Source organism: Thermus neutrinimicus, assembly GCF_022760955.1.
GTDB classification, from domain to species: Bacteria; Deinococcota; Deinococci; order Deinococcales; family Thermaceae; genus Thermus; species Thermus neutrinimicus.
In genome coordinates this window covers 25639-50354 of record NZ_JAKTNU010000008.1, presented here as the reverse complement: position 1 = coordinate 50354, position 24716 = coordinate 25639, and the positions used below count along the sequence as shown (strand labels likewise).

Below are 24716 nucleotides of genomic sequence, written 5' to 3'. Positions count from 1 at the left end.
CTTAACCCACCCCTCCCCCTGACCCCTGAGCGCCGCCTAAAGTAGACTTTAGGTATGGACGAAGTCTGGCAAAAGCTGGCCGAGCCCTTTCCCCCAGGGGAGGTACAGTGGCGCATCGAAGCCCTCTCCCGGGACAGAAAGCGGGCCCTGGTGGTCCCCTACGTGGACGCCCGCACCGTTTTGGACCGCCTGGACCGGGTGGTGGGCCCGGAGGGGTGGCAGGACGCCTACGAGGTGCTGGCCGACGCCGAGCGCACGGTGAAGGACGAGCGGGGGGAGCGCCGGGAACGCCTGGTGGAGGTGAAGTGCCGCCTCACGGTCCTGGGGGTGACCAAGGAGGACGTGGGGGAGGGGGATTCCCTGAAAGCCGCCTTCTCCGATGCCCTGAAGCGGGCTGCGGTGAAGTTCGGGGTGGGCCGGTACCTCTACCGCCTCGAGAAGCAGTGGGTGGATTACGACCCGGAAAAGGGGCGCTTCACCCCGCCTAGGCTCCCCGAACCCACGGGGGAGGAAACCCCACCCGAAGAGGAAAAGCCCGAGGCCCACCGGCTCATCGACCAGCTTCTGGAAAGGCTTAAGGAAAAGGGCCTGGGCAAGGAGGCCGCCCGGATCGTCACCAAGTACGCCGGTTACGGCAAGACCCCCGAGGAAACCAAGCGGCTTTACGGGGAGCTCAGGGCTCTACTCAAGGGATGAGAATCGTCGCCATCGGGGACCTCCACGCCAACTTCCCCACCCTTTGGCGCATCCTGAAGGCAGAGGGCCTGGCGGATCCTGGGCTTAGGCCCACGGAAGCGCTCCTTTCGGGAAAAACCCACCTGGTCCTCCTGGGGGACCTGGTCCACCCCAAGACCCCGGGGGACTACGGGCGCCTGACGGGGCTTAACCCCTATAACCCCCTGGACCCACACCACCTGCGCCTGGCAGCCGGGGCACAAATCCGGGAGCTCTTCCGGCTAAAGGCCTTTCAGGAGGCAGCCCAGGGGCAGGTGACCATCCTCCTGGGGAACCACGACGAGGCGGTGCTCAAAGGGGAGCCCATCCTGGGAAACCAGCACCTCAGGCACCTGGAGTTCCATCCCGAGCACGGGGGGCGCCCCCTTCCCGAGACCCTGAGGGCCTGGATGAGGGGCTTCCCCCGGGAGGTGGTCTTCCAGGGGGTGCACTTCGCCCATGTGGGCCCCGTGCCCTGGTTGCAGGAATACGACGATCTTTTCTACGCCCAAAGCGAGCCCAAAACCTGGTGGTTCCGCACCCCCGACTACGTAGAGCGGATGGGCTACCGCTTTGGCGTGTACGGCCACGTGCCCATGAAGGAGGGCATCCTCCTAAAGGAGCGCTTCGCCCTCATCGACGCCCTGGACCTGGGGGAGTACCTGGAGATTTTCCCACAGGAAGAGCCCTTGCACCCCCAGGTGAAGCGCCTAAACCATGCTTAACCGCCTCACCTCCCCCAAGGGCATTAGGGAACTCCTGATGCGCCACGGGCTTTTCGCCGACAAGCGCCTGGGGCAAAACTTCCTGGCCTCGGAAGCCCATCTAAGGCGCATCGTGGAGGCGGCCAAACCCTTTACCGGCCCCGTCTACGAGGTGGGGCCCGGCCTTGGGGTTCTTACCCGGGCCCTGGCGGAGGCGGGAGCCCAGGTGACGGCCATTGAAAAGGACCAACGGCTAAAGCCCGTGCTGGAGGAAACCCTAAAGGGCCTTCCCGTTAAGCTGATCTTTGCCGACGCCCTGGCGTTCCCTTGGGAAGAGGTGCCTGAGGGAAGCCTTCTGGTGGCCAATCTCCCCTACAACATCGCCACCCCCTTGGTCACCCGCCTCCTGCAGACGGGCCGGTTTGCCCGCCTGGTCTTTCTGGTGCAGAAGGAGGTGGCCGAACGCATGGTGGCCCGGCCCAATACCCCTTCCTACGGCCTCCTCTCCCTGCGGGTGGCCTACCACGCCCGGGCGGAGAAGCTCTTCGACCTGCCCCCTGGGGCCTTCTTTCCCCCTCCCAAGGTGGTGAGCAGCCTGGTGCGCCTCACCCCCCGGAAGGTGCCGGACGACCCTGCCCTTTTTCAGCTCCTCGAGGCTGCCTTTTCCCAGCGGCGCAAGACCCTGAAAAACACCCTCACCGCCGCCGGATACCCCAAGGAGAAGGTGGAGGAAGCGCTGAAAAACCTAGGCCTACCGAGGGAAATCCGGGCAGAGGCTTTGGATCTATACCATTTCCAGAGGCTGAAGCACCTCCTTTACACCTGGGGTGTAGGTTGTCCTTAACCGATAACTAACGGACCTACACCGATTAGCCACCCCTGTGGTGTAGGGCGGCCCATTTGTCCCGGGGAGGGGGTGATAAGATGGGCGGGAAATGGGGAGGGGGTTTGGGTTTTGGACCTCCTCCTCGTGACAAGAGGCACGAAAGGAGGGGACCTTGGCGCCGATCGCGGAGTACGTGAGCATCCTGATCTACCTGGGGGTGGCCCTTTTCATCGGGGTGGCGGCCCTGGTGGTGGGGGCCCTCCTGGGTCCCAAGAAACCGGGGAAGGCCAAGCTAATGCCCTACGAGTCGGGGAACGACCCAGCGGGGGAGGTCAAGCGCTTTCCCGTCCACTTCTACGTGGTAGCCATGCTCTTCATCCTCTTTGACGTGGAGGTGGCCTTCCTCTGGCCCTATGCGGTGAGCGCAGGCACCCTCGGCCTGTACGGCTTCTTGGGCGTGGCAGGCTTCACCCTGCTCCTCTTCGTGGGCTTCCTCTACGAGTGGTGGAAGGGGGTGATGCGGTGGCACTGAAGGACCTCTTTGAGCGGGATGTACAGGAGCTGGAGCGGGAGGGCATCCTCTTCACCACCCTGGAGAAGCTGGTGGCCTGGGGGCGCTCCAACTCCCTATGGCCCGCCACCTTTGGCCTGGCCTGTTGCGCCATCGAGATGATGGCCTCCACCGACGCCAGAAACGACCTGGCCCGTTTCGGGAGCGAGGTCTTCCGGGCAAGCCCCCGCCAGGCGGACGTGATGATCGTGGCGGGCCGGCTCTCCAAAAAGATGGCCCCGGTCATGCGGCGGGTCTGGGAGCAGATGCCCGACCCCAAGTGGGTGATCTCCATGGGGGCCTGCGCCAGCTCGGGGGGCATGTTCAACAACTACGCCATCGTGCAGAACGTGGACTCGGTGGTGCCGGTGGACGTGTACGTACCCGGCTGCCCCCCACGCCCCGAGGCCCTCATCTACGCGGTGATGCAACTACAGAAAAAGGTGCGGGGCCAGGCGGTCAACGAACGGGGCGAGAGGCTTCCCCCTGTGGCTGCCTGGAAGCGCACCAGGGGGTGAGGTATGCGGCTCAATAGGGTGCTGGAAGAAGCCCGGGCCAAGGGTTACGCCCTGGAGGACAACGGCCTTGGCAACCTCTGGGTGGTGATACCCCGGGAGGCCTTCAAGGAGGAGATGGCCCACTACAAGGCCCTGGGGTTTAACTACCTGGCGGACATCGTGGGCCTGGACTACCTGGAATATCCTGATCCCCGCCCGGAGCGCTTCGCCGTGGTCTACGAGCTGGTCTCCCTTCCCGGGTGGCAGGATGGGGACGGCAGCCGGTTTTTCGTGAGGGTCTACGTGCCGGAGAAGGACCCCAGGCTTTCCAGCGTCACCGACCTTTGGGGAAGCGCCAACTTCCTGGAGAGGGAGGTTTACGACCTCTTTGGGATCGTCTTTGAGGGCCACCCGGATCTGCGCAAGATCCTGACCCCGGAGGACCTCGAGGGCCACCCCCTGCGCAAGGACTTCCCCCTTGGGGAAACCCCCACCCTCTTCCGCGAGGGGCGCTTCATCGTGCCCAGCGAGTTCCGGGCCGCCTTAACCGGCAAAAACCCCGGCCTCACCATGTACCGGGGCGGTAGCCGCAAGGGGTACCGGGCCCTGTGGGCCGACCTCATGAAGGCCAAGGAGGTCAAATGAAGGACTATCTGGACCTAGACCCAAGGGTGGCGGAGGAGCCCAAGGAGCTCCGCACGGAGGTGATGACCCTCAACGTGGGGCCCCAGCACCCCTCCACCCACGGGGTGTTGCGGGTGGTGGTGACCCTGTCGGGCGAAGAGGTCCTGGACCTCGTCCCCCACATCGGCTACCTCCACACCGGGTTTGAGAAGAACATGGAGAACCGGACGTATACGCAGGTGATCACGTATACGCCCCGGATGGACTACCTCCACTCCTTCGCCCACGACCTGGCCTATGCCCTGGCGGTGGAGAAGCTGGTGGGGGCGGTGGTGCCCCCAAGGGCCGAGACCATCCGCATCATCTTGAACGAGCTTTCCCGTCTGGCCAGCCACCTGGTCTTCCTGGGCACCGGGCTTTTGGATCTGGGGGCCCTTACCCCCTTCTTCTACGCCTTCCGCGAGCGGGAAACCATCCTGGACCTCTTCGAGTGGGTTACGGGCCAGCGCTTCCATCACAACTACATCCGTATCGGTGGGGTTAAGGAGGATCTTCCCGAGGAGTTCGTACCCGAGCTTAAAAAGCTTTTGCAGGTGCTGCCCCACCGCATCGACGAGTACGAGGCCCTCTTTGCGGAAAGCCCCATCTTCCACGAAAGGGCCCGGGGCGTGGGGGTCATTCCCCCCGAGGTGGCCATCCACCTGGGCCTCACCGGGGGCTCCCTGAGGGCCAGTGGGGTCAACTACGACGTGCGCAAGGCCTACCCCTATGCGGGCTACGACACCTACCGCTTTGACGTGCCCCTGGGGGAACATGGGGACGTGTTCGACCGCATGCTCATCCGCATCCGGGAGATGCGGGAGTCGGTGAGGATCATCCAGCAGGCCCTGGAGAGGCTGGAGCCAGGGCCGGTGCGGGACCCCAACCCCCAGATCACCCCGCCTCCCAGACATCTTTTGGAAACCTCCATGGAGGCGGTCATCTACCACTTCAAGCACTACACCGAGGGCTTCCATCCCCCCAAGGGGGAGGTGTACGTGCCCACGGAATCCGCCCGGGGTGAGCTGGGCTACTATATCGTCTCCGACGGGGGAAGCATGCCCTACCGGGTCAAGGTGCGGGCCCCGAGCTTCGTGAACCTGCAAAGCCTCCCCTACGCCTGCAAGGGGGAACAGGTGGCCGACATGGTGGCCATCATCGCCAGCTTGGACCCGGTGATGGGGGATGTGGACCGATAGGATGAAAAGGGCCTTGAAGGGACTAGGTTGGCTGAGGACCACAAGGAGCCCGGGGCTAGGTTGGCTAGGGGATAAAAGGGCCCCGAAGGGGCTAGGTTGGCTAGGGGATAAAAGGGCCCCGAAGGGGCTAGGTTGGCTAGGGGATAAAAGGGCCCCGAAGGGGCTAGGTTGGCTAGGGAGGAAAGATGGGGTTCTTTGACGACAAGCAGGACTTCCTGGAGGAAACCTTCGCCAAGTATCCACCGGAGGGGCGACGCTCCGCCATCATGCCCCTCTTGAGGCGGGTGCAACAAGAGGAGGGCTGGATCCGTCCCGAACGCGTGGAGGAGATTGCCCGCCTGGTGGGCACCACGGCCACGGAGGTCCTGGGGGTGGCAAGCTTCTACTCCTACTACCAGTTCGTGCCCACGGGGCGTTACCACCTTCAGGTGTGCGCCACCTTGAGCTGCAAGCTAGCCGGGGCCGACGAGCTTTGGGATTACCTCACGGAAACCCTGGGCATCGGCCCGGGGGAGGTGACCCCGGATGGCCTTTTCAGCGTGCAGAAGGTGGAGTGCCTGGGAAGCTGCCACACGGCCCCTGTGGTGCAGGTGAACGACGAACCCTACGTGGAGTGCGTGACCCGGGCGAGGCTTGAGGCGCTCCTGGAAGGCCTTAAGGCGGGCAAGCGCCTCGAGGAGATCCAGCTTCCCGGCAAATGCGGGCACCACGTGCACGAGGTGGAGGTATGACCGGGCCCATCGTTTCCGGACGCGACCCCCGTTTTGAAAAAACCCTCTACGCCCACGTGGGCCAGGAGGGAAGCTGGACCCTGGACTATTACCTGAGGCACGGGGGGTACGAGACCGCCAAGCGGGTTCTAAGGGAGAAGACCCCGGAGGAGGTCATCGAGGAGGTGAAGCGCTCGGGGCTCAGGGGCCGGGGCGGGGCGGGCTTTCCCACGGGGGTGAAGTGGGGCTTCATGCCCAAGGATGGGAAGCAACACTACCTGATCTGCAACGCCGACGAGTCCGAGCCGGGCAGCTTTAAGGACCGCTACATCATGGAGGACGTGCCCCACCTCCTCCTCGAGGGCATGATCCTGGCGGGCTACGCCATAAGGGCCACGGTGGGGTACATCTACGTGCGGGGGGAGTACCGCAAGGCCGCGGACCGCCTCGAGGCCGCCATCCGGGAGGCCCTCGCCCGAGGCTACCTGGGGGAGAACCTCTTCGGCAGCGGCTTCTCCTTCCACGTGCACGTGCACCGGGGGGCCGGAGCCTACATCTGCGGGGAAGAAACCGCCCTCATGAACTCCCTGGAGGGCTTAAGGGCCAACCCCCGCCTGAAGCCGCCCTTCCCCGCCCAGTCCGGCCTCTGGGGCAAGCCCACCACCATCAACAACGTGGAAACCCTGGCCTCGGTGGTGCCCATCCTGGAGCGGGGCGCGGACTGGTTCGCCAGCATGGGCACCGAGGGGTCCAAGGGGATGAAGCTCTACCAGATCTCCGGCCCCGTGAGGCGGCCCGGGGTTTATGAGCTCCCCATGGGCACCACCTTCCGGGAACTCATCTACGATTGGGCGGGAGGACCTCTGGAACCCATCCAAGCCCTCATCCCCGGCGGCTCCTCCACCCCGCCCTTGCCCTTCACCGATGAGGTCCTGGACACCCCCATGAGCTACGAGCACCTGCAGGCCAAGGGCTCCATGCTGGGCACGGGAGGGGTAATCCTCATCCCGGAAAGGGTCAGCATGGTGGACGCCATGTGGAACGTGACCCGCTTCTACGCCCACGAGTCCTGCGGCAAGTGCACTCCCTGCCGGGAGGGAGTAGCGGGCTTCATGGTGAACCTCTTCGCCAAGATCGGCTCCGGGGAAGGGGAGGAGAAGGACGTGGAGAACCTGGAGGCCCTTCTGCCCCTCATCGAGGGCCGGAGCTTCTGCCCCCTGGCGGATGCGGCGGTATGGCCGGTGAAAGGCTCCTTGAAGCACTTTAAGGACCAGTACCTGGCCCTGGTGCGGGAAAAGAAGCCCGTGCCCAGGGTGAACCTCTGGAGGTGAAGGGTGGTTAAGGTCAAGGTCAACGACCGCGTGGTGGAGGTGCCCCCGGGGACCAGCGTCATGGACGCGGTCTTCCACGCGGGGTACGACGTGCCCCTCTTCTGCTCGGAAAAGCACCTCTCCCCCATCGGGGCCTGCCGCATGTGCCTGGTGCGCATCGGCCTGCCCAAAAGGGGTCCGGACGGCAAGCCGGTCCTGAACGACCAGGGAGAGCCCGAGATCGCCTGGCAACCCAAGCTGGCGGCCAGCTGCGTCACCGCCGTGGCGGAGGGCATGGTGGTGGACACCCTCTCGGAGGTGGTGCGGGAGGCCCAGGCGGGGATGGTGGAGTTCACCCTCCTCAACCACCCCCTGGACTGCCCCACCTGCGACAAGGGCGGGGCCTGCGAGCTCCAGGACCGCACGGTGGAGTACGGGCTTTACGAGAAGTACTACCAGAAGGCCCCCCTCCAGCTTCCCACCTACACCCGCTTTGAGTTCACCCGCCGCCACGTGGACAAGCACCATCCCCTGTCTCCCTTCGTGGTGCTGGACCGGGAGCGGTGCATCCACTGCAAGCGCTGCGTGCGCTACTTTGAGGAGATCCCGGGGGACGAGGTCCTGGACTTCATCGAGCGGGGGGGGCACACCTTCATCGGCACCATGGACTTCGGGCTTCCCTCGGGGTTTTCCGGGAACATCACCGACATTTGCCCGGTGGGGGCCCTTCTGGACCTCACCGCCCGCTTCCGGGCCCGCAACTGGGAGATGGAGGAAACCCCGAGCCACTGTGCCCTCTGCCCCGTGGGGTGCGGGATCACCGCGGACACCCGTAGCGGCGAGCTCCTAAGGATCCGCGCCCGGGAAGTCCCCGAGGTGAACGAGATCTGGCTTTGCGATGCCGGCCGGTTCGGGCACGAGTGGGCGGACGAGAACCGGATCAAATACCCCCTGGTGCGGAAAGGGGAAAAGCTGGTGGAGACCACCTGGGAGGAGGCCTTCGCCGCCCTGCGGGAGGGCCTTAAGGGGGCCCGGAAGGAGGAGGTGGGCATCTATCTGGCCCACGACGCCACCCTCGAGGAGGGCCTCATGGCGGCCGAGCTGGCCCGGGCGCTAGGCACCCCTCACCTGGACTTCCAGGGCCGCACCGCCGCCCCGGCAAGCCTCTTCCCCGCCGCCACCTTGGAGGACCTCCTCTTGGCCGACTTCGCCCTGGTTCTGGGTGACCCCACGGAGGAGGCCCCCATCCTCCACCTCCGCCTGAGCGAGTTCGTGCGGGACCTAAAGCCCGCCCCCAGGCTCGCCCACGGCACCCCCTTTGCCGACCTGGCCATCAAGGAGAGGATGCCCCGCCGCACCGACAAGATGGCCCTCTTCGCCCCCTACCGCGCCCCCTTGATGAGATGGGCCGGCATCAAAGAGGTCCACGCCCCGGGGGAGGAGCGGGAAATCCTCCTGGCCCTTCTTGGGGAAAAGGAGGGAGGAAAGGCGGTGGCCCAGGCCAAGGAGGCCTGGGAGAAGGCCCAAAACCCCGTCCTCATCCTGGGGGCCGGGGTCCTGCAGGATGCGGTGGCGGCGGAAAGGGCAAGACTCCTTTCGGAGCGCAAGGGGGCCAAGGTGCTTCCCATGACCCCGGCGGCGAACGCCCGGGGCCTCGAGGCCCTGGGGGTCTGGCCCGGGGAGAAGGGGGCGGCCTGGGACGAGCCCGGAAGCCCCTACGCCTACTACGGCTACGTGCCCCCGGAAGGAGCCCTTAGGGACAAGCGCTTCCTGGTGATGCACCTAAGCCACCTCCACCCCCTGGCGGAGCGGTACGCCCATGTGGTCCTCCCCGCCCCCACCTTCTACGAGAAGCGGGGGCGCGTGGTGAATCTGGAAGGGCGGGTCCTCTACCTCAACCCCGCCCCCATCGAAAACGGCGAGGCGGAGGGAGCCATCCAAGCCCTGGCCCTGCTGGCCGAGGCCCTGGGGGTTAGGCCGCCCTTCAGGCTGGGCCTCGAGGTGGAGCGGGAACTCAAGAAAAAGGTGCCCGCCCCCAACGGCCTCCTCGTCCACCGCACCCAGCGCCTCCGGCCCAAGGCCCAGGAGGGAAGGCTCTACCTCAGGCCCACCATGTGGAGGGCCTGGCAGCTTACGGGCAAGGTGAAGGAGGCCGTGCGCCCCGAGCTTTGGGTCCACCCGGAAACCGCCAAGGCCGAGGCCCTCTTGGAGGGGGCCCAGGTGGAGGTGGAGGGCCCCTTGGGCCCGGTCTTGGCCCAGGTGGTCCACCGGGAGGACGTGCCCAAGGGCTTCCTCTACCTTTCCGCCTTGGGTCCCTTTGCGGGTCGCCGGGCGGAGGCCAAGGTGTTGGTTCCCACGGGAGGTGAGGCATGAACCCCTACCCCTTGGATCCCTACTGGATGGTGGCCCTGAAGGCCTTCTTGGTGGTGGTGGGCCTCCTCACCGCCTTCGCCTTCATGACCCTGATCGAACGCCGCCTCCTGGCCCGCTTCCAGATCCGCCTGGGCCCCAACCGGGTGGGGCCCTTGGGGCTCTTTCAGCCCGTGGCCGACGCCATCAAGAGCATCTTCAAGGAGGACCTGGTGGTGGAGCGGGCGGACAAGGTACTCTTTGTCCTGGCTCCCTTGATCGGGGTGATCTTCGCCCTCTTGGCCTTCGGGGCCATTCCCTTCGGCCCCCCGGGAAGCTTCTTCGGCTACCAGCCCTGGGTATTGAACCTGGACCTGGGCCTCCTCTATCTCTTCGCCGTGAGCGAGATGGCCATCTACGGCATCTTCCTGGCGGGCTGGGCCTCGGGGAGCAAGTATAGCCTCCTGGGCTCCTTGCGTTCCTCGGCCAGCCTCATCTCCTACGAGCTGGGCCTCGGTATCGCCCTCCTCTCCCCCGTGCTCTTGGTGGGAAGCCTCAACCTGAACGACATCGTGAACTGGCAAAAGGAACACGGTTGGCTGGCCCTTTACGCCTTCCCCGCCTTCCTCATCTACAGCATCGCCGCCTTGGCGGAAGCCGCCCGCACCCCCTTTGACCTACCCGAGGCGGAGCAGGAACTGGTGGGGGGGTACCACACGGAGTACAGCTCCATCAAGTGGGCCCTCTTCCAAATGACCGAGTACATCCACTTCATCACCGCCAGTGCCCTCATCCCCACCCTCTTCCTGGGGGGCTGGACCATGCCCTTCCTCAACATCCCCTACCTCTGGATGTTCCTCAAGATCGCCTTTTTCCTCTTCCTCTTCATCTGGATCCGGGCCACCTGGTTCCGGTTGCGCTACGACCAGCTCCTGCGCTTTGGCTGGGGGTTCCTCTTCCCGGTGGCCCTGATCTGGTTCCTGGTGACCGCCCTGGTGGTGGCCTTAGACCTTCCCCGCTCCTACCTCCTCTACCTTTCCCTGGTCGCCTTCTTGGTCCTTCTGGGAGCGGTGATCTATAGCCCCAAACCCGCCCGCAAAGGAGGTGGCGCATGACCCTAAAGGCCCTGGCCCAAAGCCTCGGCATCACCCTCAAGTACCTCTTCTCCAAGCCGGTGACCGTTCCCTACCCCGATGCCCCCGTGGCCCTTAAGCCCCGCTTTCACGGACGGCACGTGCTCACCCGCCACCCTAACGGCCTGGAAAAGTGCATCGGTTGCTCCTTGTGCGCGGCCGCCTGTCCCGCCTATGCCATCTACGTGGAGCCCGCGGAAAACGACCCGGAGAACCCGGTTTCGGCGGGGGAGCGCTACGCCAAGGTCTACGAGATCAACATGTTGCGGTGCATCTTCTGCGGGCTTTGCGAGGAGGCCTGTCCCACCGGGGCCATCGTGCTGGGCTACGACTTTGAAATGGCCGACTACGAGTACTCTGACCTCATCTACAGCAAGGAGGACATGCTGGTGGACGTGGTGGGCACCAAGCCCCAGCGCCGGGAGGCCAAGATCACCGGCAAACCCGTGAAGCCCGGCTACGTGGTGCCCTACGTCCGCCCGGAGCTGGAAGGGGTCAAAGCCCCCACCAAAGGAGGCGAACGATGAGCCCCTGGGAAGCCTTTGCCCTCCTGCTAATCCTTTTCACCGGGGTCCTGGTGGTCACCCTGAAAAACGCCATCCACGCCGCCTTGGCCCTCATCGGCAACTTCCTGATCCTGGCCGGGATCTACGTGGCCCTCGAGGCCCGCTTCCTGGGCTTCATCCAGATCATCGTGTACGCCGGGGCCATCGTGGTCCTCTTTCTCTTCGTGATCATGCTCCTCTACGCCGCCCAGGGCGAGGTGGGCTTTGACCCCCTGGTGCGAAGCCGCCCCCTGGCCGCCCTTCTGGCCCTGGGGGTGGCCCTGACCCTCCTTTCCGGGCTTTGGGGCCTGAACCTGGCCTTTACCCAGGACCTGCGGGGGGGCCTGCCCCAGGCCCTGGGACCCCTTCTTTACGGGGACTGGCTCTTCGTCCTGCTGGCGGTGGGCTTCCTTCTCATGGCGGCCACGGTGGTGGCGGTGGCCCTGGTGCAACCTGCCCGCCCCTTGGATGCCCTAAGCCCTGAGGAGCGCAAGGAGGAAAAGGAGGTGGTGCGGTGAGCTACCTGTTCGCCTCCGCCCTCCTCTTCGCCCTGGGGGTCTATGGGGTCTTGACCCGCAGGACCGCCATCCTGGTCTTCCTCTCCATCGAGCTCATGCTGAACGCCGCCAACCTCTCCCTGGTGGGCTTTGCCCGGGCCTTCGGCCTGGAAGGCCAGGTGGCGGCCCTCATGGTCATCGCCATCGCCGCCGCCGAGGTGGCGGTGGGGCTAGGCCTCATCGTGGCCATCTTCCGCCACCGGGAGAGCACCGCGGTGGACGACCTCTCGGAGCTTAGGGGGTAAGCATGTGGCTTCTTCTGACCATTCTCCTGCCCCTTTTGGGCTTCGCCCTTCTCGGGCTTTTCGGAAAGCGGATGAGAGAACCCCTCCCCGGGGTCCTGGCCTCGGCCCTGGTCCTGGCCTCCTTCCTGGTGGGGGTTGGCCTTCTCCTTTCGGGCGGGGCCCGCCTCGAGGTAGGCTGGCTACCCGGGATCCCCTTTAGCCTGCTTCTGGACAACCTCTCTGGCTTCATGCTCCTCATCGTCACCGGGGTGGGCTTCCTCATCCACGTTTACGCCATCGGCTACATGGCCGAGGATCCGGGCTATAGCCGCTTCTTCGCCTACTTCAACTTCTTCATCGCCATGATGCTCACCCTGGTCCTGGCCGACTCCTACCCGGTGATGTTCATCGGCTGGGAAGGGGTGGGCTTGGCCAGCTTCCTCCTCATCGGTTTCTGGTACAAGAACACCCAGTACGCCGACTCCGCCCGCAAGGCCTTCATCGTGAACCGCATCGGCGACCTGGGCTTCATGTTGGGCATGGCCATCCTGTGGGCCCTTTACGGCACCCTTTCCATCAGCGAGCTCCAAGAGGCCCTGGAAGGCCCCTTGAAGAACCCCAGCCTCCTGGCCCTGGCGGGCCTCCTCCTCTTCCTGGGGGCGGTGGGCAAAAGCGCCCAGGTGCCCCTCATGGTCTGGCTTCCCGATGCCATGGCCGGTCCCACCCCGGTTTCCGCTTTGATCCACGCGGCCACCATGGTGACCGCCGGGGTCTACCTCATCGCCCGCAGCTCCTTCCTCTACGCCAACCTCCCCGACGTTTCCTACACCATCGCCGTCATCGGGCTCATCACCGCCCTTTACGGGGCCCTTTCCGCCTTTGGCCAGACCGATATCAAGAAGATCGTGGCCTACTCCACCATCAGCCAGCTGGGGTACATGTTCCTGGCCGCCGGGGTAGGGGCCTACTGGGTGGCCCTCTTCCACGTCTTCACCCACGCTTTCTTTAAGGCCCTCCTCTTCCTGGCCTCGGGGAGCGTGATCCACGCTTTGGGTGGGGAACAGGATGTGCGCAAGATGGGCGGCCTTTGGAAGCACCTGCCCCTAACCCGCTGGCACGGGCTCATCGGGGCCCTAGCCTTAGGGGGCCTGCCCCTCCTCTCGGGCTTCTGGTCCAAGGACGCCATCCTCACCGCCACCCTCACCTACCCCTTTGGCGGCCTGGGCTTCTACCTGGGGGCCCTCTTCGTGGCGATCCTCACCGCCATGTACGCCATGCGCTGGTTCGTTCTGGTCTTCCTGGGCGAGGAACGGGGCCACCACCATCCCCACGAGGCCCCTCCCGTGATGCTCTGGCCCAACCACCTTTTGGCCCTGGGCTCGGTGCTGGCCGGGTACCTGGCCCTGCCCCATCCCTTACCCAACCTCCTCGAGCCCTTCTTGAAGCCCACCCTGGCGGAGGTGGAGGCCCACCACCTCTCCTTGGGAGCAGAGTGGGGTCTCATCGCCCTCTCGGGGGTGGTGGCCCTCGTGGGGCTCTGGCTGGGCTACACCTTCTTCCAGAGGAGGACCTTCCCCACCTGGTACGTCACCTTTGAGGCCTGGAGCCGGGAAAGCTTCTATGCGGACCGGGTCTACAACGCCCTTTTGGTGAACCCCTTGAAGGCCCTGGCGGAGGCCCTCTTCTACGGGGACACCGGCCTCCTTCGCGGCTACTTTGGCCTGGGCGGGACGGTGCGGAACCTGGGACAGGGCATCGCCCGCCTGCAGACCGGCTATCTAAGAGTCTACGCCCTGCTTTTCGTGCTGGGCGTTCTGGTGTTGTTGGGGGTGATGCGGTGGTAGTCCTGGCGATCCTCCTACCCATCCTCTTCGGCCTCCTCCTCCTCCTGGGCCTTCCCCGCACCCTGGGGGTTTGGGGAGCGGGATTGGGCTTCCTCCTGAACCTCTACCTCTTCCTCACCCACCCAGGCGGGATGGCCCACGAGGTAACCCTTCCCTTGCTTCCCGGGTTCGGGGTTTACTGGGCCTTTGGGCTGGATGGGCTTAGCGCCCTATTCTTCCTCACCATCGGCCTTACCGTCTTCCTGGGGGCTTTGGTGGCCCAGGTGGAGGGGCGGTTTTTGGGACTTGCCCTTCTCATGTCCGGCCTCCTCCTGGGGCTTTTCGCCGCCCGGGACCTCCTGGTCTTCTACCTGTTCTTTGAAGCGGCCCTGATCCCCGCCCTCCTCATGCTCCTCTTCTATGGCGGTGAGGGTCGGCTTAGGGCCCTCTACACCTTCCTCCTCTTCACCCTGGCGGGCTCCTTGCCCATGCTGGCCGCCATCCTGGCGGTGAAGGCCCTGGGGGAAAGCCCCAGCTTCCTCCTCGAGGACCTCCTGGCCCACCCGGTGGGGGGAAGCGCCGCCTTCTGGGTGTTTTTGGGCTTTGCCCTGGCCTTTGCCATCAAGACACCCCTTTTCCCCCTGCACGCCTGGCTTCCCCTCTTCCACCAGGAAAACCATCCCTCGGGGCTGGCCGACGCCCTGGGCACCCTCTACAAGGTGGGGGTCTTCGCCTTCTTCCGCTTCGCCATCCCCTTAGCCCCGGGAGGATTTGCGGAGCTTCAGGGGCTTCTCCTCTTCCTGGCGGCCATCTCCGCCCTCTACGGGGCCTGGGTGGCCTTCTCCGCCAAGGACTTCAAGACCCTTTTGGCCTACGCCGGGGTTTCCCACATGGGGGTGGCCGCCTTAGGGGTCTTCTCCGGCACCCCGGAAGGGGCCATGGGGGGGCTTTACCTGCTGGCGGCGAGCGGCGTCTACACGGGGGGGCTTTTCCTCCTGGCGGGTAGGCTTTACGAAAGGCTTCACACCCTGGAGATGGGGCGCTTCCGGGGCCTTGCGGAAAGCGCCCCCGGGCTGAGCGCCCTGGCCCTCTTCCTCTTCCTGGCCATGGTGGGGCTTCCCGGGCTTTCCGGCTTTCCGGGAGAGCTTATGACCCTCCTTGGGGCCTACAAGGCCAGCCCCTGGCTCACCGCCCTCGCCTTCCTCTCGGTGATCGCCGGGGCCGCCTACGCCCTCACCGCCTTCCAGAAGGTCTTCTGGGAGGAGGGTCAAAGGGGAGCGGAGGACCTTAAGGGGGCGGAATGGCCCTTCGCCTTCCTGGCGGTGGCCGCCTTGGTCCTCATGGGCGTCTTCCCCGGGTTCTTCGTAAAGGGCCTTGAGCCTCTGGCGGAGGCCTTCGCCAAGATCCTTGGAGGTGGCGCATGACCCTTTTGCTGCTGAGCTTCTTTGCCGTAGTCCTCACCCTTTTGGGCTTCTTCGTTTCCGTACCCCTTTTCAAGCGCCTCACCATCCTGGGGCTCTCCTTGGCCCTTCTTTCCCTCCTTCTCACTTGGGGAACGCCCTTCGCCCTTGGCCCCTACCAGGTGGACGGCATCGCCCAGGTCTTCACCCTGCTCGCCCTTTTGGGAGCCCTCTGGACCGTGGGGCTGGTGCGCACCCGGCGGTTTGAGTTCTACCTCCTGGTCCTCTACGCCGCCTTGGGGATGCACCTTCTCGCCTCCACCAAAAACCTCATCCTGATGCTGGTGGCCCTCGAGGCCCTCTCCCTCCCCCTCTACGCCCTGGCCACCTGGCGGCGGGGAGAAGGCCTGGAAGCCGCCCTAAAGTACTTCCTCCTGGGGGCATTGGCGGCCGCCTTCTTCCTCTACGGCACCGCCCTCCACTACGGGGCCACGGGAAGCCTCCTGGCGGGAACCCCGGGCGAGGGTCCCCTTTACGCCTTGGCCCTAGGCCTCCTCTTGGTGGGGCTTGGCTTCAAGGTGGCCCTGGCCCCCTTCCACTTCTGGACCCCGGATGTCTACCAGGGTAGCCCCACCCCGGTGGTGCTCTTCATGGCCACGGGGGTGAAGGCGGCGGCCTTCGCCGCCCTCCTCCGGGTGGTGGGCCCGGGGGCCCTGGATGCCCTGGCCCTCCTCATCGCCCTCTCCGTGATCCTGGGGAACCTGGCGGCCTTGGGCCAGAAGGAGGCCAAGCGGCTCCTCGCCTACAGCTCCATCGCCCACGCCGGGTACATGGCCTTGGCCCTGTACACGGGGAACCTGCAGGCCCTAGGCTTCTACCTCCTCACCTACGTGCTGGCCACGGGGCTGGCCTTTGCCGTGCTCTCGGAGATCTCCCCCGACCGCGTGCCCCTGGAGAGGCTAAAGGGCCTCTTCCACCAAGACCCCCTCCTGGGCCTTGGCCTCTTCGTCTCCTCCCTCTCCCTCTTGGGCCTGCCCCCGCTGGCGGGCTTTTGGGGCAAGTACCTGGTCTTCAGCGAGGCCGCCAAGGCAGGGGCCTGGGGGCTTTTGGTCCTGGCCCTGATCACCAGCGCGGTAAGCGCCTACTACTACCTGGCCCTGGGTTTGGCGGTGTTCCAGAAGGGGGCCGCCGAGGCCCACCCCCGCCCCTTGGCCCGGAGCGTGGCCCTGGGGGTGGCGCTTCTCCTCATCCTGCTAGGCCTCATCCCCGGGGCGGTTCTGCCCGCCCTGGCCGCGGGCTAAGCCGGGGCTTGCCGGCCATAGGGCATCCCTCGAGGGTCCCAGGGCACCTTCCGTGCCCCGGGACCTGGGACTTGTCCCATCCCAGGTTTACACTCAAGGCATGGAGGACCCCCTGGCCCATCTGCCGCGGGAGCTTTTGCACAAGGATCCCCTGGGCTACGTGGCCCGGGGAGCCCAGACCCTGCCCAAGGAGCTTCGGGGAGCCTGGCTCCTAGGGGTGGTGAGCGGCTTCCTTTGGCCGGAGGCCCCTGCGCCCAAGGACCTCTCCGCCTTGTTCCGCCGCAGCGAGGGAGCCTGGCGGGAGGCGGAGGCGTACTTCCTGGAAACGGGCCTAGATTTCCCCGTGTTGGTGAGCGAGTGGGCGAGGGAGGCCCTGGACCCCCTTCTCCACCGCAAGAAGGAACCTCCCTGGGAAAGTCTTACCCTGGCCTTCCACGGAGGGCAAAAGCTGGGGCGGTACCTGCGGAGCCAGGCTAGGGGTTAACCACTACCCGCACCACCCGCCACCTTAACCCCTGAAGCTCCATCAGCAAACCGGTTTGCGGGTCATTCCCGTGGTGGACCAAAACCCGGGATAGCCCCTGCCGTTTGAGCCGCCACTGGCGCACCTCCTCCAGACCCACCTCCCCCGGGTCTTTCCCCGTGCCCAAGCTGGCAAGGCCCTCAGGGGTAAGCAGGGCATCCACCAGGGCCCGGATTAAACCCCCGGCCAAGAGCACTCCCAAGGCCGCAAAGGGGTCCTCCTGGGTCCTTTCCAGCTCCTTAACCATGGCGGCATGGAGATCCGCCTCGAGGCCCTCCCTAACCCGGGGAAAGTCCACGTACCGCTCCAACGCCACCGCATCCCGGCCCTCGATGGCCTTCTGAAGGCCCCGTAGGGCAAAGTAAGGGGAAAAAACCAGGTAGCCTCCCAAAGCCAGGAGGAGGATCCCCACCCACCAGCGGGCTTTCATGGGGCTACTCTAGCCAGTATAGACGCTGGCGTCAATCCTTAAAGGATGCGCTTTCCCAGGAGGCTTAGGGCCAACCCCACCATCATCTCCGCCGTGCGGTTGCGCTCGTCCAGAATGGGGTTTACCTCCACCAGGTCCAGGCTCCGCACCCGGCCCGACTGGGCCAGGATCTCCATGAGGAGGTGCGCCTCCCGGTAGGAAAGACCTCCGGGCACCGGGGTCCCCACCCCGGGAGCCAGGGTGGGGTCCAGGACGTCGGCGTCCAGGGAAACGTGGAGGGGAAGGCCGTCGAGCCTTTCCAAAACCTCCTCGGCGATACGGGCCACCCCCAGGCGGTCCACCTCGTGCATGGTGTAAACCCTGACCCCCATTTCCCCAAGCAGCCGCTTCTCCCCAGGGTCCAGGCTCCGCACCCCCACCAGGACCACCCTCTTGGGGTCCACCGCCTGAAAGGCCTCGGTGAGGCGGGGGTGCCCAAGCCCGCAGAGCACCGCCAGGGGCATGCCGTGAATGTTTCCCGAAGGGCTGGTTTCGGGGGTGTTGAAGTCCGCATGGGCGTCCACCCAGACCACCCCCAAGGGCTCCTTGGCCACCCCGCTCACCGAGCCCATGCTCAGGGAATGGTCCCCGCCCAAGACGATGGGAAACACCCCTTCTGGCAGGGAACGGAGCCGCTCCTTGAGCTCGAGGGAAGCCTTTCGGATCTCCTCCAGGTAGGTTTCCCCACCCGGGCGCAAGCCCTTTCGCCTCAGGGTTTCCGCCACGGGTACCCGCACATCCCCCAGGTCCTCCACCGCCAAGCCCAGGGCCTCGAGCTCCTCCGCCAACCGGGCATAGCGCAAGGCGGAGGGCCCCATGTCCACCCCACGCCGGCCCGCACCCAAGTCCATGGGCACGCCCAGGATGGTCACCCGCTCCATGGGGGGCATGCTAGCAGAAACCCCCATGCACCGCTTGGGAACTTTATGCCAGCCCCCTAGGAGAAAGGAACCCTGGGCGCTATACTTAAAAGGATGGAACACCGCAAGGTGGCAAGCATCAACCTAGCCCGCCTCCTGCGGGAAGGAGGCACCGCCAAGGCTACGGGCGTGGTGCAGGAGGCCTTCTGGGTCGGGGAGGAGCGCTTCCCCCTGGAAGGAGAGGCTTCCTGGAAGGTGACGGTTTCCTCGGTGGGCGGGAACGAATACTGGCTCTCGGGGGAGGTGGAGGGCGTGGTCCTCATGGAGTGCCGCCGTTGCCTCAAGCCCACCCCCACCCCCATCCACGCCCACTTCCAGCACCTTCTCCGTTACCAACAGGGCTTGGATGGGCTCGTCTTCCATGAGGAGGCGGAGGAGGAGTACTACGCCTTCGGCGAGCCCGACCTGGACCTTCTCCCCTTCCTCACCGAGGCCTTCGTCACGGAGATGCCCTACACCGTCCTCTGCGAGGAGGGGTGCAAGGGCCTCTGCCCGGTGTGCGGGGCGGACCGCAACCTGGTGGACTGCGGCCACGAGCCGGAGGTCCACCACCCCTTCCTGGGACTTAAAGACCTCCTTCCCGAACTCTAGCGGGTCTGCTATACTACCTGGGGTTTAGCGGGGGCTAAGCCCCCCTGGAGGATTGGAGATGGCCAAGCACCCTGTACCCAAGAAGAAGACCTCTAAGGCGCGGCGCGATGCCCGCAGGAGCCACCACGCCCTGACCCCTCCGACCCTGGTGCCTTGCCCCGAGTGCAAGGCGATGAAGCCCCCCCACACCGTCTGCCCGGAGTGCGGCTACTACGATGGGCGCAAGGTTCTAGAAGTCTAGACCCGGTCAAGACTTAAGGGACCCCGGCTTCCGGGGTCTCAACTTTTTGCGGCATAGACCGGTATAGTGGAGCCCATGACGGGAGGTCAGGCATGAGCGGCATCCTGGCCCTGGGGGCCTACACCCCCGAGAGGGTCATGAAAAACGAGGAGTTTGAGGCTTACCTGGATACCTCGGACGAGTGGATCGTAACCCGCACGGGCATCCGGGAACGGCGCATCGCCGCCGAGGACGAGTACACCTCGGACCTGGCCTTTAAGGCGGTGGAGGACCTCCTCAGGCGGCACCCAGGAGCCCTGGAAGGCGTGGACGGGGTCATCGTGGCCACCAACACCCCTGACGCCCTTTTCCCTGACACCGCCGCCCTGGTCCAGGCCCGCTTTGGCATCCAGGGCTTCGCCTACGACCTGTTGGCGGGTTGCCCGGGGTGGCTCTACGCCCTGGCCCAGGCCCACGCCCTGGTGGAGGCAGGCCTTTCCCGCAAGGTCCTGGTGGTGGGGGCCGAGGCGCTCTCCAAGATCGTGGACTGGAATGACCGGGCCACCGCGGTCCTCTTCGGGGACGCCGGGGGCGCGGCGGTGGTGGGGAGGGTGCGGGAAGGCTTCGGCTTCCGCTCCTTTGTGCTGGGAGCGGACGGCAGCGGAGCCAAGGAGCTCTACCACGCCTGCGTGGCCCCCAGGCTTCCCGACGGCACCTCCATGCGTAACCGCCTCTACATGAACGGGCGGGAGGTCTTCAAGTTCGCCGTGCGGGTGATGAACACCGCCACCCTCGAGGCCATAGAGAAGGCCGGCCTCACCCCGGAGGAGATCAAGGTCTTCGTGCCCCACCAGGCGAACCTCAGGATCATCGACGCCGCCCGGGAGCGCCTGGGCCTTCCCTGGGAGCGGGTGGTGGTGAACGTGGACCGTTACGGCAACACCTCCACCGCCTCCATCCCCCTGGCCCTTAAGGAGGCGGTGGACGAGGGGCGCATCCAAGAGGGGGACCACGTGCTCCTGGTGTCCTTCGGGGCCGGGCTCACCTGGGCGGCCGCGGTGGTCACCTGGGGGGGGGCCTGATGTACGCTGCCCTTTTCCCGGGACAGGGCTCCCAGCGGGTGGGGATGGGGAAAGCCCTCTACCAGGCCTCGCCCGCCGCCAAGGAGGTGCTGGACAGGGCCGAGGCCACCCTGCCCGGCCTCCTCAAGCTCATGTGGGAAGGCCCCGAGGAAACCCTTACCCTCACGGAAAACCAGCAACCCGCCCTCCTGGCGGTGGGCTACGCCGCCTACCGGGCCTTTTTGGCGGAAGGGGGAAAGGAGCCCTCCCTGGCCGCGGGGCACTCCCTGGGGGAATGGACCGCCCACGTGGCCGCGGGTACCCTGGAGCTGGAGGACGCCCTGAGGCTGGTGCGCCTGAGGGGGCGGTACATGCAGGAGGCGGTCCCCCCAGGGGAGGGAGCCATGGCCGCCATCCTAAAGCTTCCCCTAGAGGCCATCCAGGAGGCCTTGGCGGGGCTAGAGGGGGTGGAGGTGGCCAACCTAAACGCCCCTGAGCAGACAGTGATCTCCGGCAAGAAGGAGGCGGTGGAGGAGGCAGCGGAAAGGTTAAGGGAAAAACGGGCCCGGGTGGTCGTCCTGCCGGTTTCCGCCCCCTTCCACTCCTCCTTGATGGCTCCCGCCAGGGAGCGCCTGGCCCAGGACCTGGCCCAGGTGATCCTGAGGAAGCCCCGCTTCCCCGTGTACTCCAACGTGACCGCCAGGCCCGAGGAGGACCCCGAGCGCATCCGCGCGCTTCTCCTGGAGCAGATCACCGCCCCGGTGCGCTGGGTGGAGATCCTAGAAGATATGGAAAAGAGGGGCATCCGGCGCTTTTTGGAGTTCGGAAGCGGGGAGGTGCTGAAGGGCCTCGTGGCCCGCACCCTGAAGGAAGCCCAGGCCCTTTCCGTGGGGGACCCGGAAGGGGTAAGGAAGGCGTTGGAGGTGGAGGATGCGTAAGGCGTTGGTGACAGGGGCCAGCCGGGGCATCGGCCGGGCCATCGCCCTCAGGCTGGCCCGGGAGGGCTACGCCCTGGTGATCCACTACGGCCAGAACCGGGAGAAGGCGGAGGAGGTGGCAGAGGAGGCCAGGAGGCTGGGGAGCCCCCTGGTGGGGGTCTTGGGGGCCAACCTCCTGGAGGCGGAAGCCGCCACGAGCCTGGTCCACGGGGCGGCGGAGATCCTGGGGGGGTTGGACACCCTGGTGAACAACGCCGGCATCACCCGGGACACCCTCCTCATCCGCATGAAGGACGAGGACTGGGAGGCCGTGCTGGAGGCCAACCTCTCCGCGGCCTTCCGCACTACCCGTGAGGCCATCAAGCTCATGATGAAGGCCCGCTTCGGGCGCATCGTCAACATCACCAGCGTGGTGGGCCTTCTGGGCAACCCCGGCCAGGCCAACTACGTGGCCTCCAAGGCAGGGCTCATCGGCTTTACCCGGGCGGTGGCCAAGGAGTATGCCGCCAGGGGGATCACGGTGAACGCCGTGGCCCCCGGGTTTATCGAAACGGAGATGACGGAAAAGCTCCCGCAGGAGGTGCGGGAAGCCTACCTGAAAAGCATCCCCGCAGGCCGCTTCGGCCGGCCCGAGGACGTGGCCGAGGCGGTGGCCTTTTTGGTCTCCGAGGCAGCCGGCTACATCACCGGCCAAACCCTTTGCGTGGACGGGGGGCTCACCCCCCACTGAAGGGGCCAGGCCCATGGCCAGACCCCGTGGTAAAATCCCCAAGGGAGGTTTTCATGACGGAGCAGGAAATCTTTGAAAAGGTCAAGGCGGTTATTGCGGAAAAGCTCTCGGTAGAACCCGAGAAGATCTCCCTCGAGGCCCGCTTCATCGAGGACCTGGGGGCGGACAGCCTGGACACCGTGGAGCTCATCATGGGCCTCGAGGATGAGTTCGGCCTGGAGATCTCCGACGAGGAGGCGGAAAAGATCCGCACCGTGAAGGATGCGGTGGCCTACATCCAGGCCAAGCTGGGTTAAGCCCAAGCCCGTAGGGAAAAAGGGGGCGCCAAAGGCGCCCCGTTTCCCGCTTTCAGGGGTGGGCAGGGTATACTACCCCCATGCGACGCGTGGTGGTTACCGGCCTAGGACCCCTCACCCCCATCGGGATGGGGGCGGAGGCTTACCATAAGGCCCAGTTGGCGGGAAAGAGCGGGGTGCGCCCCATCACCCGCTTTGACGCCTCGGCCCTGCCGGTGCGCATCGCCGCCGAGGTGGACGTCAATCCAGAGGAGTTCATCGATAAGAAGGAGCTGAGGCGCCTGGACCGCTTTGTCCAGTACGCCTTGATCGCCGCCGAGCTGGCCCTGAGGGACGCGGGGCTGGAGCCAGGCGCCCTGGACCCCGAGCGGGTGGGCACCCTGGTGGGCACGGGCATTGGGGGCATGGAGACCTGGGAGGCCCAGAGCAAGGTTTTCCTGGAACGGGGCCCAAACCGAATAAGCCCCTTCTTCATCCCCATGATGATCGCCAACATGGCCTCGGCCCACATCGCCATGCGCTACGGCTTCATGGGGCCCAGTTCCACGGCCGTCACCGCCTGCGCCACGGGGTCGGATGCCCTGGGAAATGCCTTCCGCATGATCCAGCTGGGGGAGGCCGACGTGGTCCTCGCCGGGGGCACGGAGGCCGCCATCACCCCCATGGCCATCGGGGCCTTTGCGGTGATGCGGGCCCTTTCCACCCGGAACGAGGAGCCCACCAAGGCCAGCCGCCCCTTCACCCTAAGCCGGGACGGCTTCGTGATGGGGGAAGGGGCCGGGGTCTTGGTCCTGGAAGAGTACGAGCACGCCAAGAGGCGGGGAGCCAGGATCTACGCCGAGCTGGTGGGCTTTGGCCGGAGCGCCGACGCCCACCACATCACCGAGCCCCACCCAGAGGGCAAAGGAGCGCTCCTGGCCATGCGCCGCGCCCTATTGGACGCCAAGGTTAACCCCGAGGAAGTGGGCTACATCAACGCCCACGGCACCTCCACCCCCGTGGGGGACCGGGCGGAGGTCCTGGCCATCAAGGAGGTCTTTGGGGAGCACGCCAAGAGGCTCATGGTCTCCAGCACCAAGAGCATGACCGGCCACCTCCTGGGGGCTGCCGGGGGCATCGAGGCCATCGCCACGGTGCAGGCCCTTTACCATGGGATCATCCCCCCCACCATCAACCTGGAGGACCCCGACCCCGAGCTGGACCTGGACTTCGTGCCCGAGCCCCGGGAGGCCAGGGTGGCCTACGCCCTCTCCAACTCCTTCGCCTTCGGCGGCCAGAACGCCGTCCTGCTCTTCAAGCGGGTTTAGATGCTGATAGGCCGGGAAAGGCTTTTGGAGGAGGAAAGCAAGAGGCTCGCCCCCTACGCCCAAAAGGCCCGGGACACCCGGGGGCGGAAACACCCAGAGCCCGAGTCCCCCTATCGCACCCCTTACCAGAAGGACCGGGACCGTATCCTCCACACCACCGCCTTCCGCCGCCTGGAATACAAGACCCAGGTCTTTCCCAACTGGGCTGGGGACTACTACCGCACCCGCTTGACCCACACCCTCGAGGTGGTCCAGGTGGCCCGCTCCATCGCCCGTGCCCTGGGACTCAACGAGGACCTCACCGAGGCCATCGCCCTCTCCCACGACCTGGGCCACCCGCCTTTCGGCCACACGGGGGAGAAGGTCCTGAACGAGCTCATGCGGGACCACGGGGGGTTTGAGCACAACGCCCAGGCCCTTAGGATCCTCACCCAGCTGGAGGTGCGCTACCCCGGCTTCAAGGGCCTGAACCTCACCCACGAGGTCCTGGAGGGGATCGCCACCCACGAGGCCGCCTACGCCCCGGGCTTCAAACCGGAGTACGAGGGCAGGGGCACCCTCGAGGCCCAGGTGGTGGACCTCTCGGACGCCATCGCCTACGCGGCCCACGACCTGGACGATGGGCTCCGTAGCGGCCTCCTGCGCCCCGAGGAGCTCAACGGGGTGACCCTTTTGCAGGAGCTGGCCCGGGAGGAGGGCTTGGACCTCCAGAGGTTCACCGAGCTCTCCCGCCGCATCCTGGTGCGCCAGCTTCTGGGTTTTTTCATCACCGCCGCCATAGAGGCCACCCACGCGGCGGTGGAGGGGTCGTGGGTAAGGAACGCCGAGGACGTGCGCCGGCACCCTAAACGCCTGGCTGCCCTCACCCCCGAGGCTGAACAGGCCCACCGGGAACTCAAGGCCTTTCTCATGGAGCGCTTTTACCGCCATCCCGAGGTCTTAAGGGAAAGGCGTAAGGCGGAGATCGTTCTGGAAAACCTCTTCTCCACCTATACCCGCTACCCTGAGCTCCTGCCCAAGGAGGTCCAAGCCCGCATCCCCGAGGAGGGATTGGAGCGGGCGGTGTGCGACTACCTCGCGGGCATGACGGACCGGTACGCCCTCGAGGCCTACCGCAAGCTCTTTCCCTAAGGGCCCCAGGGGCTAAAATGGGTAG

General features: G+C 65.9%; 28 protein-coding genes. 26 read left to right on the top strand and 2 right to left on the bottom strand.

Going from position 1 to position 24716, the window contains the following annotated elements; genetic code table 11:
- The first annotated feature begins 54 nt into the window (after nt 1–54).
- From L0C59_RS06595 to L0C59_RS06510, 18 genes are all read left to right on the top strand, one after another.
- Complete coding sequence (locus L0C59_RS06595; protein ID WP_243090518.1) at nt 55–696, top strand: Rad52/Rad22 family DNA repair protein; 642 nt, start codon at nt 55–57, stop codon at nt 694–696.
- Nucleotides 693–1439, top strand: a complete 747-nt coding sequence (locus tag L0C59_RS06590; protein WP_243090516.1) for a metallophosphoesterase — start codon at nt 693–695, stop codon at nt 1437–1439. Before L0C59_RS06595 ends, L0C59_RS06590 begins: the two co-directional genes overlap by 4 nt.
- The gene (rsmA, locus tag L0C59_RS06585; RefSeq protein WP_243090514.1) at nt 1432–2262 is read left to right on the top strand and encodes a 16S rRNA (adenine(1518)-N(6)/adenine(1519)-N(6))-dimethyltransferase RsmA; all 831 of its coding nucleotides are present in this window, start codon (nt 1432–1434) and stop codon (nt 2260–2262) included. The genes L0C59_RS06590 and rsmA overlap by 8 nt, the downstream gene beginning before the upstream one ends.
- A gap of 154 nt (nt 2263–2416) precedes the next feature.
- Nucleotides 2417–2776, top strand: coding sequence for an NADH-quinone oxidoreductase subunit A (locus L0C59_RS06580; RefSeq protein WP_028494350.1), 360 nt, complete (start codon nt 2417–2419; stop codon nt 2774–2776).
- Nucleotides 2767–3312 carry a NuoB/complex I 20 kDa subunit family protein gene (locus tag L0C59_RS06575; protein ID WP_243090512.1) on the top strand — a complete coding sequence of 182 codons (546 nt, stop codon included), beginning with the start codon at nt 2767–2769 and terminating at the stop codon, nt 3310–3312. Before L0C59_RS06580 ends, L0C59_RS06575 begins: the two co-directional genes overlap by 10 nt.
- Nucleotides 3313–3315: 3 nt before the next feature.
- Nucleotides 3316–3936, top strand: coding sequence for an NADH-quinone oxidoreductase subunit C (locus L0C59_RS06570; protein WP_243090510.1), 621 nt, complete (start codon nt 3316–3318; stop codon nt 3934–3936).
- Nucleotides 3933–5153 (top strand): NADH dehydrogenase (quinone) subunit D, encoded by a 1221-nt coding sequence (gene nuoD, locus L0C59_RS06565; RefSeq protein ID WP_243090508.1) that lies wholly within the window; start codon nt 3933–3935, stop codon nt 5151–5153. Before L0C59_RS06570 ends, nuoD begins: the two co-directional genes overlap by 4 nt.
- Nucleotides 5154–5338: 185 nt before the next feature.
- Nucleotides 5339–5884, top strand: coding sequence for an NADH-quinone oxidoreductase subunit NuoE (gene nuoE, locus L0C59_RS06560; protein WP_243090506.1), 546 nt, complete (start codon nt 5339–5341; stop codon nt 5882–5884).
- Nucleotides 5881–7194: an NADH-quinone oxidoreductase subunit NuoF gene (gene nuoF, locus L0C59_RS06555; RefSeq protein ID WP_243090505.1), complete on the top strand. Its 1314-nt coding sequence runs from the start codon at nt 5881–5883 to the stop codon at nt 7192–7194. The genes nuoE and nuoF overlap by 4 nt, the downstream gene beginning before the upstream one ends.
- A 3-nt stretch (nt 7195–7197) precedes the next feature.
- Nucleotides 7198–9546, top strand: coding sequence for an NADH-quinone oxidoreductase subunit NuoG (gene nuoG, locus L0C59_RS06550; protein ID WP_243090503.1), 2349 nt, complete (start codon nt 7198–7200; stop codon nt 9544–9546).
- Entirely contained in the window at nt 9543–10637 is a 1095-nt protein-coding gene (gene nuoH / locus L0C59_RS06545) for an NADH-quinone oxidoreductase subunit NuoH (protein WP_243090501.1), read from the top strand. Before nuoG ends, nuoH begins: the two co-directional genes overlap by 4 nt.
- Nucleotides 10634–11182, top strand: coding sequence for an NADH-quinone oxidoreductase subunit NuoI (gene nuoI / locus L0C59_RS06540; protein ID WP_243090499.1), 549 nt, complete (start codon nt 10634–10636; stop codon nt 11180–11182). Before nuoH ends, nuoI begins: the two co-directional genes overlap by 4 nt.
- On the top strand, nt 11179–11718 hold the full coding sequence (locus L0C59_RS06535) for an NADH-quinone oxidoreductase subunit J family protein (RefSeq protein ID WP_243090497.1): 540 nt from the start codon (nt 11179–11181) through the stop codon (nt 11716–11718). The genes nuoI and L0C59_RS06535 overlap by 4 nt, the downstream gene beginning before the upstream one ends.
- Nucleotides 11715–12002 carry an NADH-quinone oxidoreductase subunit NuoK gene (gene nuoK / locus L0C59_RS06530; RefSeq protein WP_243090495.1) on the top strand — a complete coding sequence of 96 codons (288 nt, stop codon included), beginning with the start codon at nt 11715–11717 and terminating at the stop codon, nt 12000–12002. Before L0C59_RS06535 ends, nuoK begins: the two co-directional genes overlap by 4 nt.
- A gap of 2 nt (nt 12003–12004) precedes the next feature.
- Complete coding sequence (gene nuoL, locus L0C59_RS06525) at nt 12005–13825, top strand: NADH-quinone oxidoreductase subunit L (RefSeq protein WP_243090492.1); 1821 nt, start codon at nt 12005–12007, stop codon at nt 13823–13825.
- Nucleotides 13819–15228 (top strand): complex I subunit 4 family protein, encoded by a 1410-nt coding sequence (locus L0C59_RS06520; protein WP_243090490.1) that lies wholly within the window; start codon nt 13819–13821, stop codon nt 15226–15228. Before nuoL ends, L0C59_RS06520 begins: the two co-directional genes overlap by 7 nt.
- Nucleotides 15225–16505, top strand: coding sequence for an NADH-quinone oxidoreductase subunit N (locus tag L0C59_RS06515; RefSeq protein WP_243090488.1), 1281 nt, complete (start codon nt 15225–15227; stop codon nt 16503–16505). Before L0C59_RS06520 ends, L0C59_RS06515 begins: the two co-directional genes overlap by 4 nt.
- Before the next feature lie 100 nt (nt 16506–16605).
- Complete coding sequence (locus L0C59_RS06510; RefSeq protein ID WP_243090486.1) at nt 16606–16989, top strand: hypothetical protein; 384 nt, start codon at nt 16606–16608, stop codon at nt 16987–16989.
- On the opposite strand, the gene L0C59_RS06505 is transcribed toward L0C59_RS06510, so the two are convergent.
- Both L0C59_RS06505 and rocF read right to left on the bottom strand, forming a co-directional pair.
- Nucleotides 16979–17458 (bottom strand): DUF2939 domain-containing protein, encoded by a 480-nt coding sequence (locus L0C59_RS06505; RefSeq protein ID WP_243090484.1) that lies wholly within the window; start codon nt 17456–17458, stop codon nt 16979–16981. The two genes, L0C59_RS06510 and L0C59_RS06505, sit on opposite strands and share 11 nt — an antisense overlap.
- A 38-nt stretch (nt 17459–17496) precedes the next feature.
- Complete coding sequence (gene rocF, locus L0C59_RS06500; protein ID WP_243090483.1) at nt 17497–18387, bottom strand: arginase; 891 nt, start codon at nt 18385–18387, stop codon at nt 17497–17499.
- A gap of 84 nt (nt 18388–18471) precedes the next feature.
- Here rocF and L0C59_RS06495 point away from each other — a divergent pair, with 84 nt between their 5' ends.
- From L0C59_RS06495 to L0C59_RS06460, 8 genes are all read left to right on the top strand, one after another.
- Nucleotides 18472–19008, top strand: coding sequence for a YceD family protein (locus L0C59_RS06495; protein ID WP_243090480.1), 537 nt, complete (start codon nt 18472–18474; stop codon nt 19006–19008).
- A 58-nt stretch (nt 19009–19066) separates the two neighbouring features.
- Nucleotides 19067–19249, top strand: coding sequence for a 50S ribosomal protein L32 (rpmF, locus tag L0C59_RS06490; protein WP_015716502.1), 183 nt, complete (start codon nt 19067–19069; stop codon nt 19247–19249).
- A 92-nt stretch (nt 19250–19341) separates the two neighbouring features.
- Complete coding sequence (locus L0C59_RS06485) at nt 19342–20310, top strand: beta-ketoacyl-ACP synthase III (protein WP_243090479.1); 969 nt, start codon at nt 19342–19344, stop codon at nt 20308–20310.
- Entirely contained in the window at nt 20310–21227 is a 918-nt protein-coding gene (gene fabD, locus L0C59_RS06480; protein WP_243090477.1) for an ACP S-malonyltransferase, read from the top strand. Before L0C59_RS06485 ends, fabD begins: the two co-directional genes overlap by 1 nt.
- Nucleotides 21220–21957 carry a 3-oxoacyl-[acyl-carrier-protein] reductase gene (gene fabG, locus L0C59_RS06475; RefSeq protein WP_243090475.1) on the top strand — a complete coding sequence of 246 codons (738 nt, stop codon included), beginning with the start codon at nt 21220–21222 and terminating at the stop codon, nt 21955–21957. The genes fabD and fabG overlap by 8 nt, the downstream gene beginning before the upstream one ends.
- 53 nt (nt 21958–22010) lie before the next feature.
- Nucleotides 22011–22253: an acyl carrier protein gene (gene acpP, locus L0C59_RS06470; RefSeq protein ID WP_243090473.1), complete on the top strand. Its 243-nt coding sequence runs from the start codon at nt 22011–22013 to the stop codon at nt 22251–22253.
- An 80-nt stretch (nt 22254–22333) separates the two neighbouring features.
- Nucleotides 22334–23560 (top strand): beta-ketoacyl-ACP synthase II, encoded by a 1227-nt coding sequence (fabF, locus tag L0C59_RS06465; RefSeq protein ID WP_243090472.1) that lies wholly within the window; start codon nt 22334–22336, stop codon nt 23558–23560.
- Nucleotides 23561–24691: a deoxyguanosinetriphosphate triphosphohydrolase gene (locus L0C59_RS06460; RefSeq protein ID WP_243090470.1), complete on the top strand. Its 1131-nt coding sequence runs from the start codon at nt 23561–23563 to the stop codon at nt 24689–24691. It abuts the gene before it with no gap.
- Nucleotides 24692–24716: the final 25 nt, after the last annotated feature.

Bases quoted from the DNA above. Each gene is read 5' to 3' on its own strand.
- L0C59_RS06510 (WP_243090486.1), top strand. From the start codon at position 16,606: ATGGAGGACCCCCTGGCCCATCTGCCGCGGGAGCTTTTGCACAAGGAT.
- L0C59_RS06515 (WP_243090488.1), top strand. From the start codon at position 15,225: ATGACCCTTTTGCTGCTGAGCTTCTTTGCCGTAGTCCTCACCCTTTTG.
- fabF (WP_243090472.1), top strand. From the start codon at position 22,334: ATGCGACGCGTGGTGGTTACCGGCCTAGGACCCCTCACCCCCATCGGG.
- L0C59_RS06495 (WP_243090480.1), top strand. From the start codon at position 18,472: ATGGAACACCGCAAGGTGGCAAGCATCAACCTAGCCCGCCTCCTGCGG.
- fabG (WP_243090475.1), top strand. From the start codon at position 21,220: ATGCGTAAGGCGTTGGTGACAGGGGCCAGCCGGGGCATCGGCCGGGCC.
- L0C59_RS06460 (WP_243090470.1), top strand. From the start codon at position 23,561: ATGCTGATAGGCCGGGAAAGGCTTTTGGAGGAGGAAAGCAAGAGGCTC.
- rocF (WP_243090483.1), bottom strand. From the start codon at position 18,387: ATGCCCCCCATGGAGCGGGTGACCATCCTGGGCGTGCCCATGGACTTG.
- fabD (WP_243090477.1), top strand. From the start codon at position 20,310: ATGTACGCTGCCCTTTTCCCGGGACAGGGCTCCCAGCGGGTGGGGATG.
- nuoD (WP_243090508.1), top strand. From the start codon at position 3,933: ATGAAGGACTATCTGGACCTAGACCCAAGGGTGGCGGAGGAGCCCAAG.
- rsmA (WP_243090514.1), top strand. From the start codon at position 1,432: ATGCTTAACCGCCTCACCTCCCCCAAGGGCATTAGGGAACTCCTGATG.
- L0C59_RS06590 (WP_243090516.1), top strand. From the start codon at position 693: ATGAGAATCGTCGCCATCGGGGACCTCCACGCCAACTTCCCCACCCTT.
- L0C59_RS06485 (WP_243090479.1), top strand. From the start codon at position 19,342: ATGAGCGGCATCCTGGCCCTGGGGGCCTACACCCCCGAGAGGGTCATG.
- nuoL (WP_243090492.1), top strand. From the start codon at position 12,005: ATGTGGCTTCTTCTGACCATTCTCCTGCCCCTTTTGGGCTTCGCCCTT.
- L0C59_RS06535 (WP_243090497.1), top strand. From the start codon at position 11,179: ATGAGCCCCTGGGAAGCCTTTGCCCTCCTGCTAATCCTTTTCACCGGG.
- nuoE (WP_243090506.1), top strand. From the start codon at position 5,339: ATGGGGTTCTTTGACGACAAGCAGGACTTCCTGGAGGAAACCTTCGCC.
- L0C59_RS06505 (WP_243090484.1), bottom strand. From the start codon at position 17,458: ATGAAAGCCCGCTGGTGGGTGGGGATCCTCCTCCTGGCTTTGGGAGGC.
- nuoI (WP_243090499.1), top strand. From the start codon at position 10,634: ATGACCCTAAAGGCCCTGGCCCAAAGCCTCGGCATCACCCTCAAGTAC.
- nuoH (WP_243090501.1), top strand. From the start codon at position 9,543: ATGAACCCCTACCCCTTGGATCCCTACTGGATGGTGGCCCTGAAGGCC.
- acpP (WP_243090473.1), top strand. From the start codon at position 22,011: ATGACGGAGCAGGAAATCTTTGAAAAGGTCAAGGCGGTTATTGCGGAA.
- L0C59_RS06570 (WP_243090510.1), top strand. From the start codon at position 3,316: ATGCGGCTCAATAGGGTGCTGGAAGAAGCCCGGGCCAAGGGTTACGCC.
- rpmF (WP_015716502.1), top strand. From the start codon at position 19,067: ATGGCCAAGCACCCTGTACCCAAGAAGAAGACCTCTAAGGCGCGGCGC.
- nuoF (WP_243090505.1), top strand. From the start codon at position 5,881: ATGACCGGGCCCATCGTTTCCGGACGCGACCCCCGTTTTGAAAAAACC.
- L0C59_RS06595 (WP_243090518.1), top strand. From the start codon at position 55: ATGGACGAAGTCTGGCAAAAGCTGGCCGAGCCCTTTCCCCCAGGGGAG.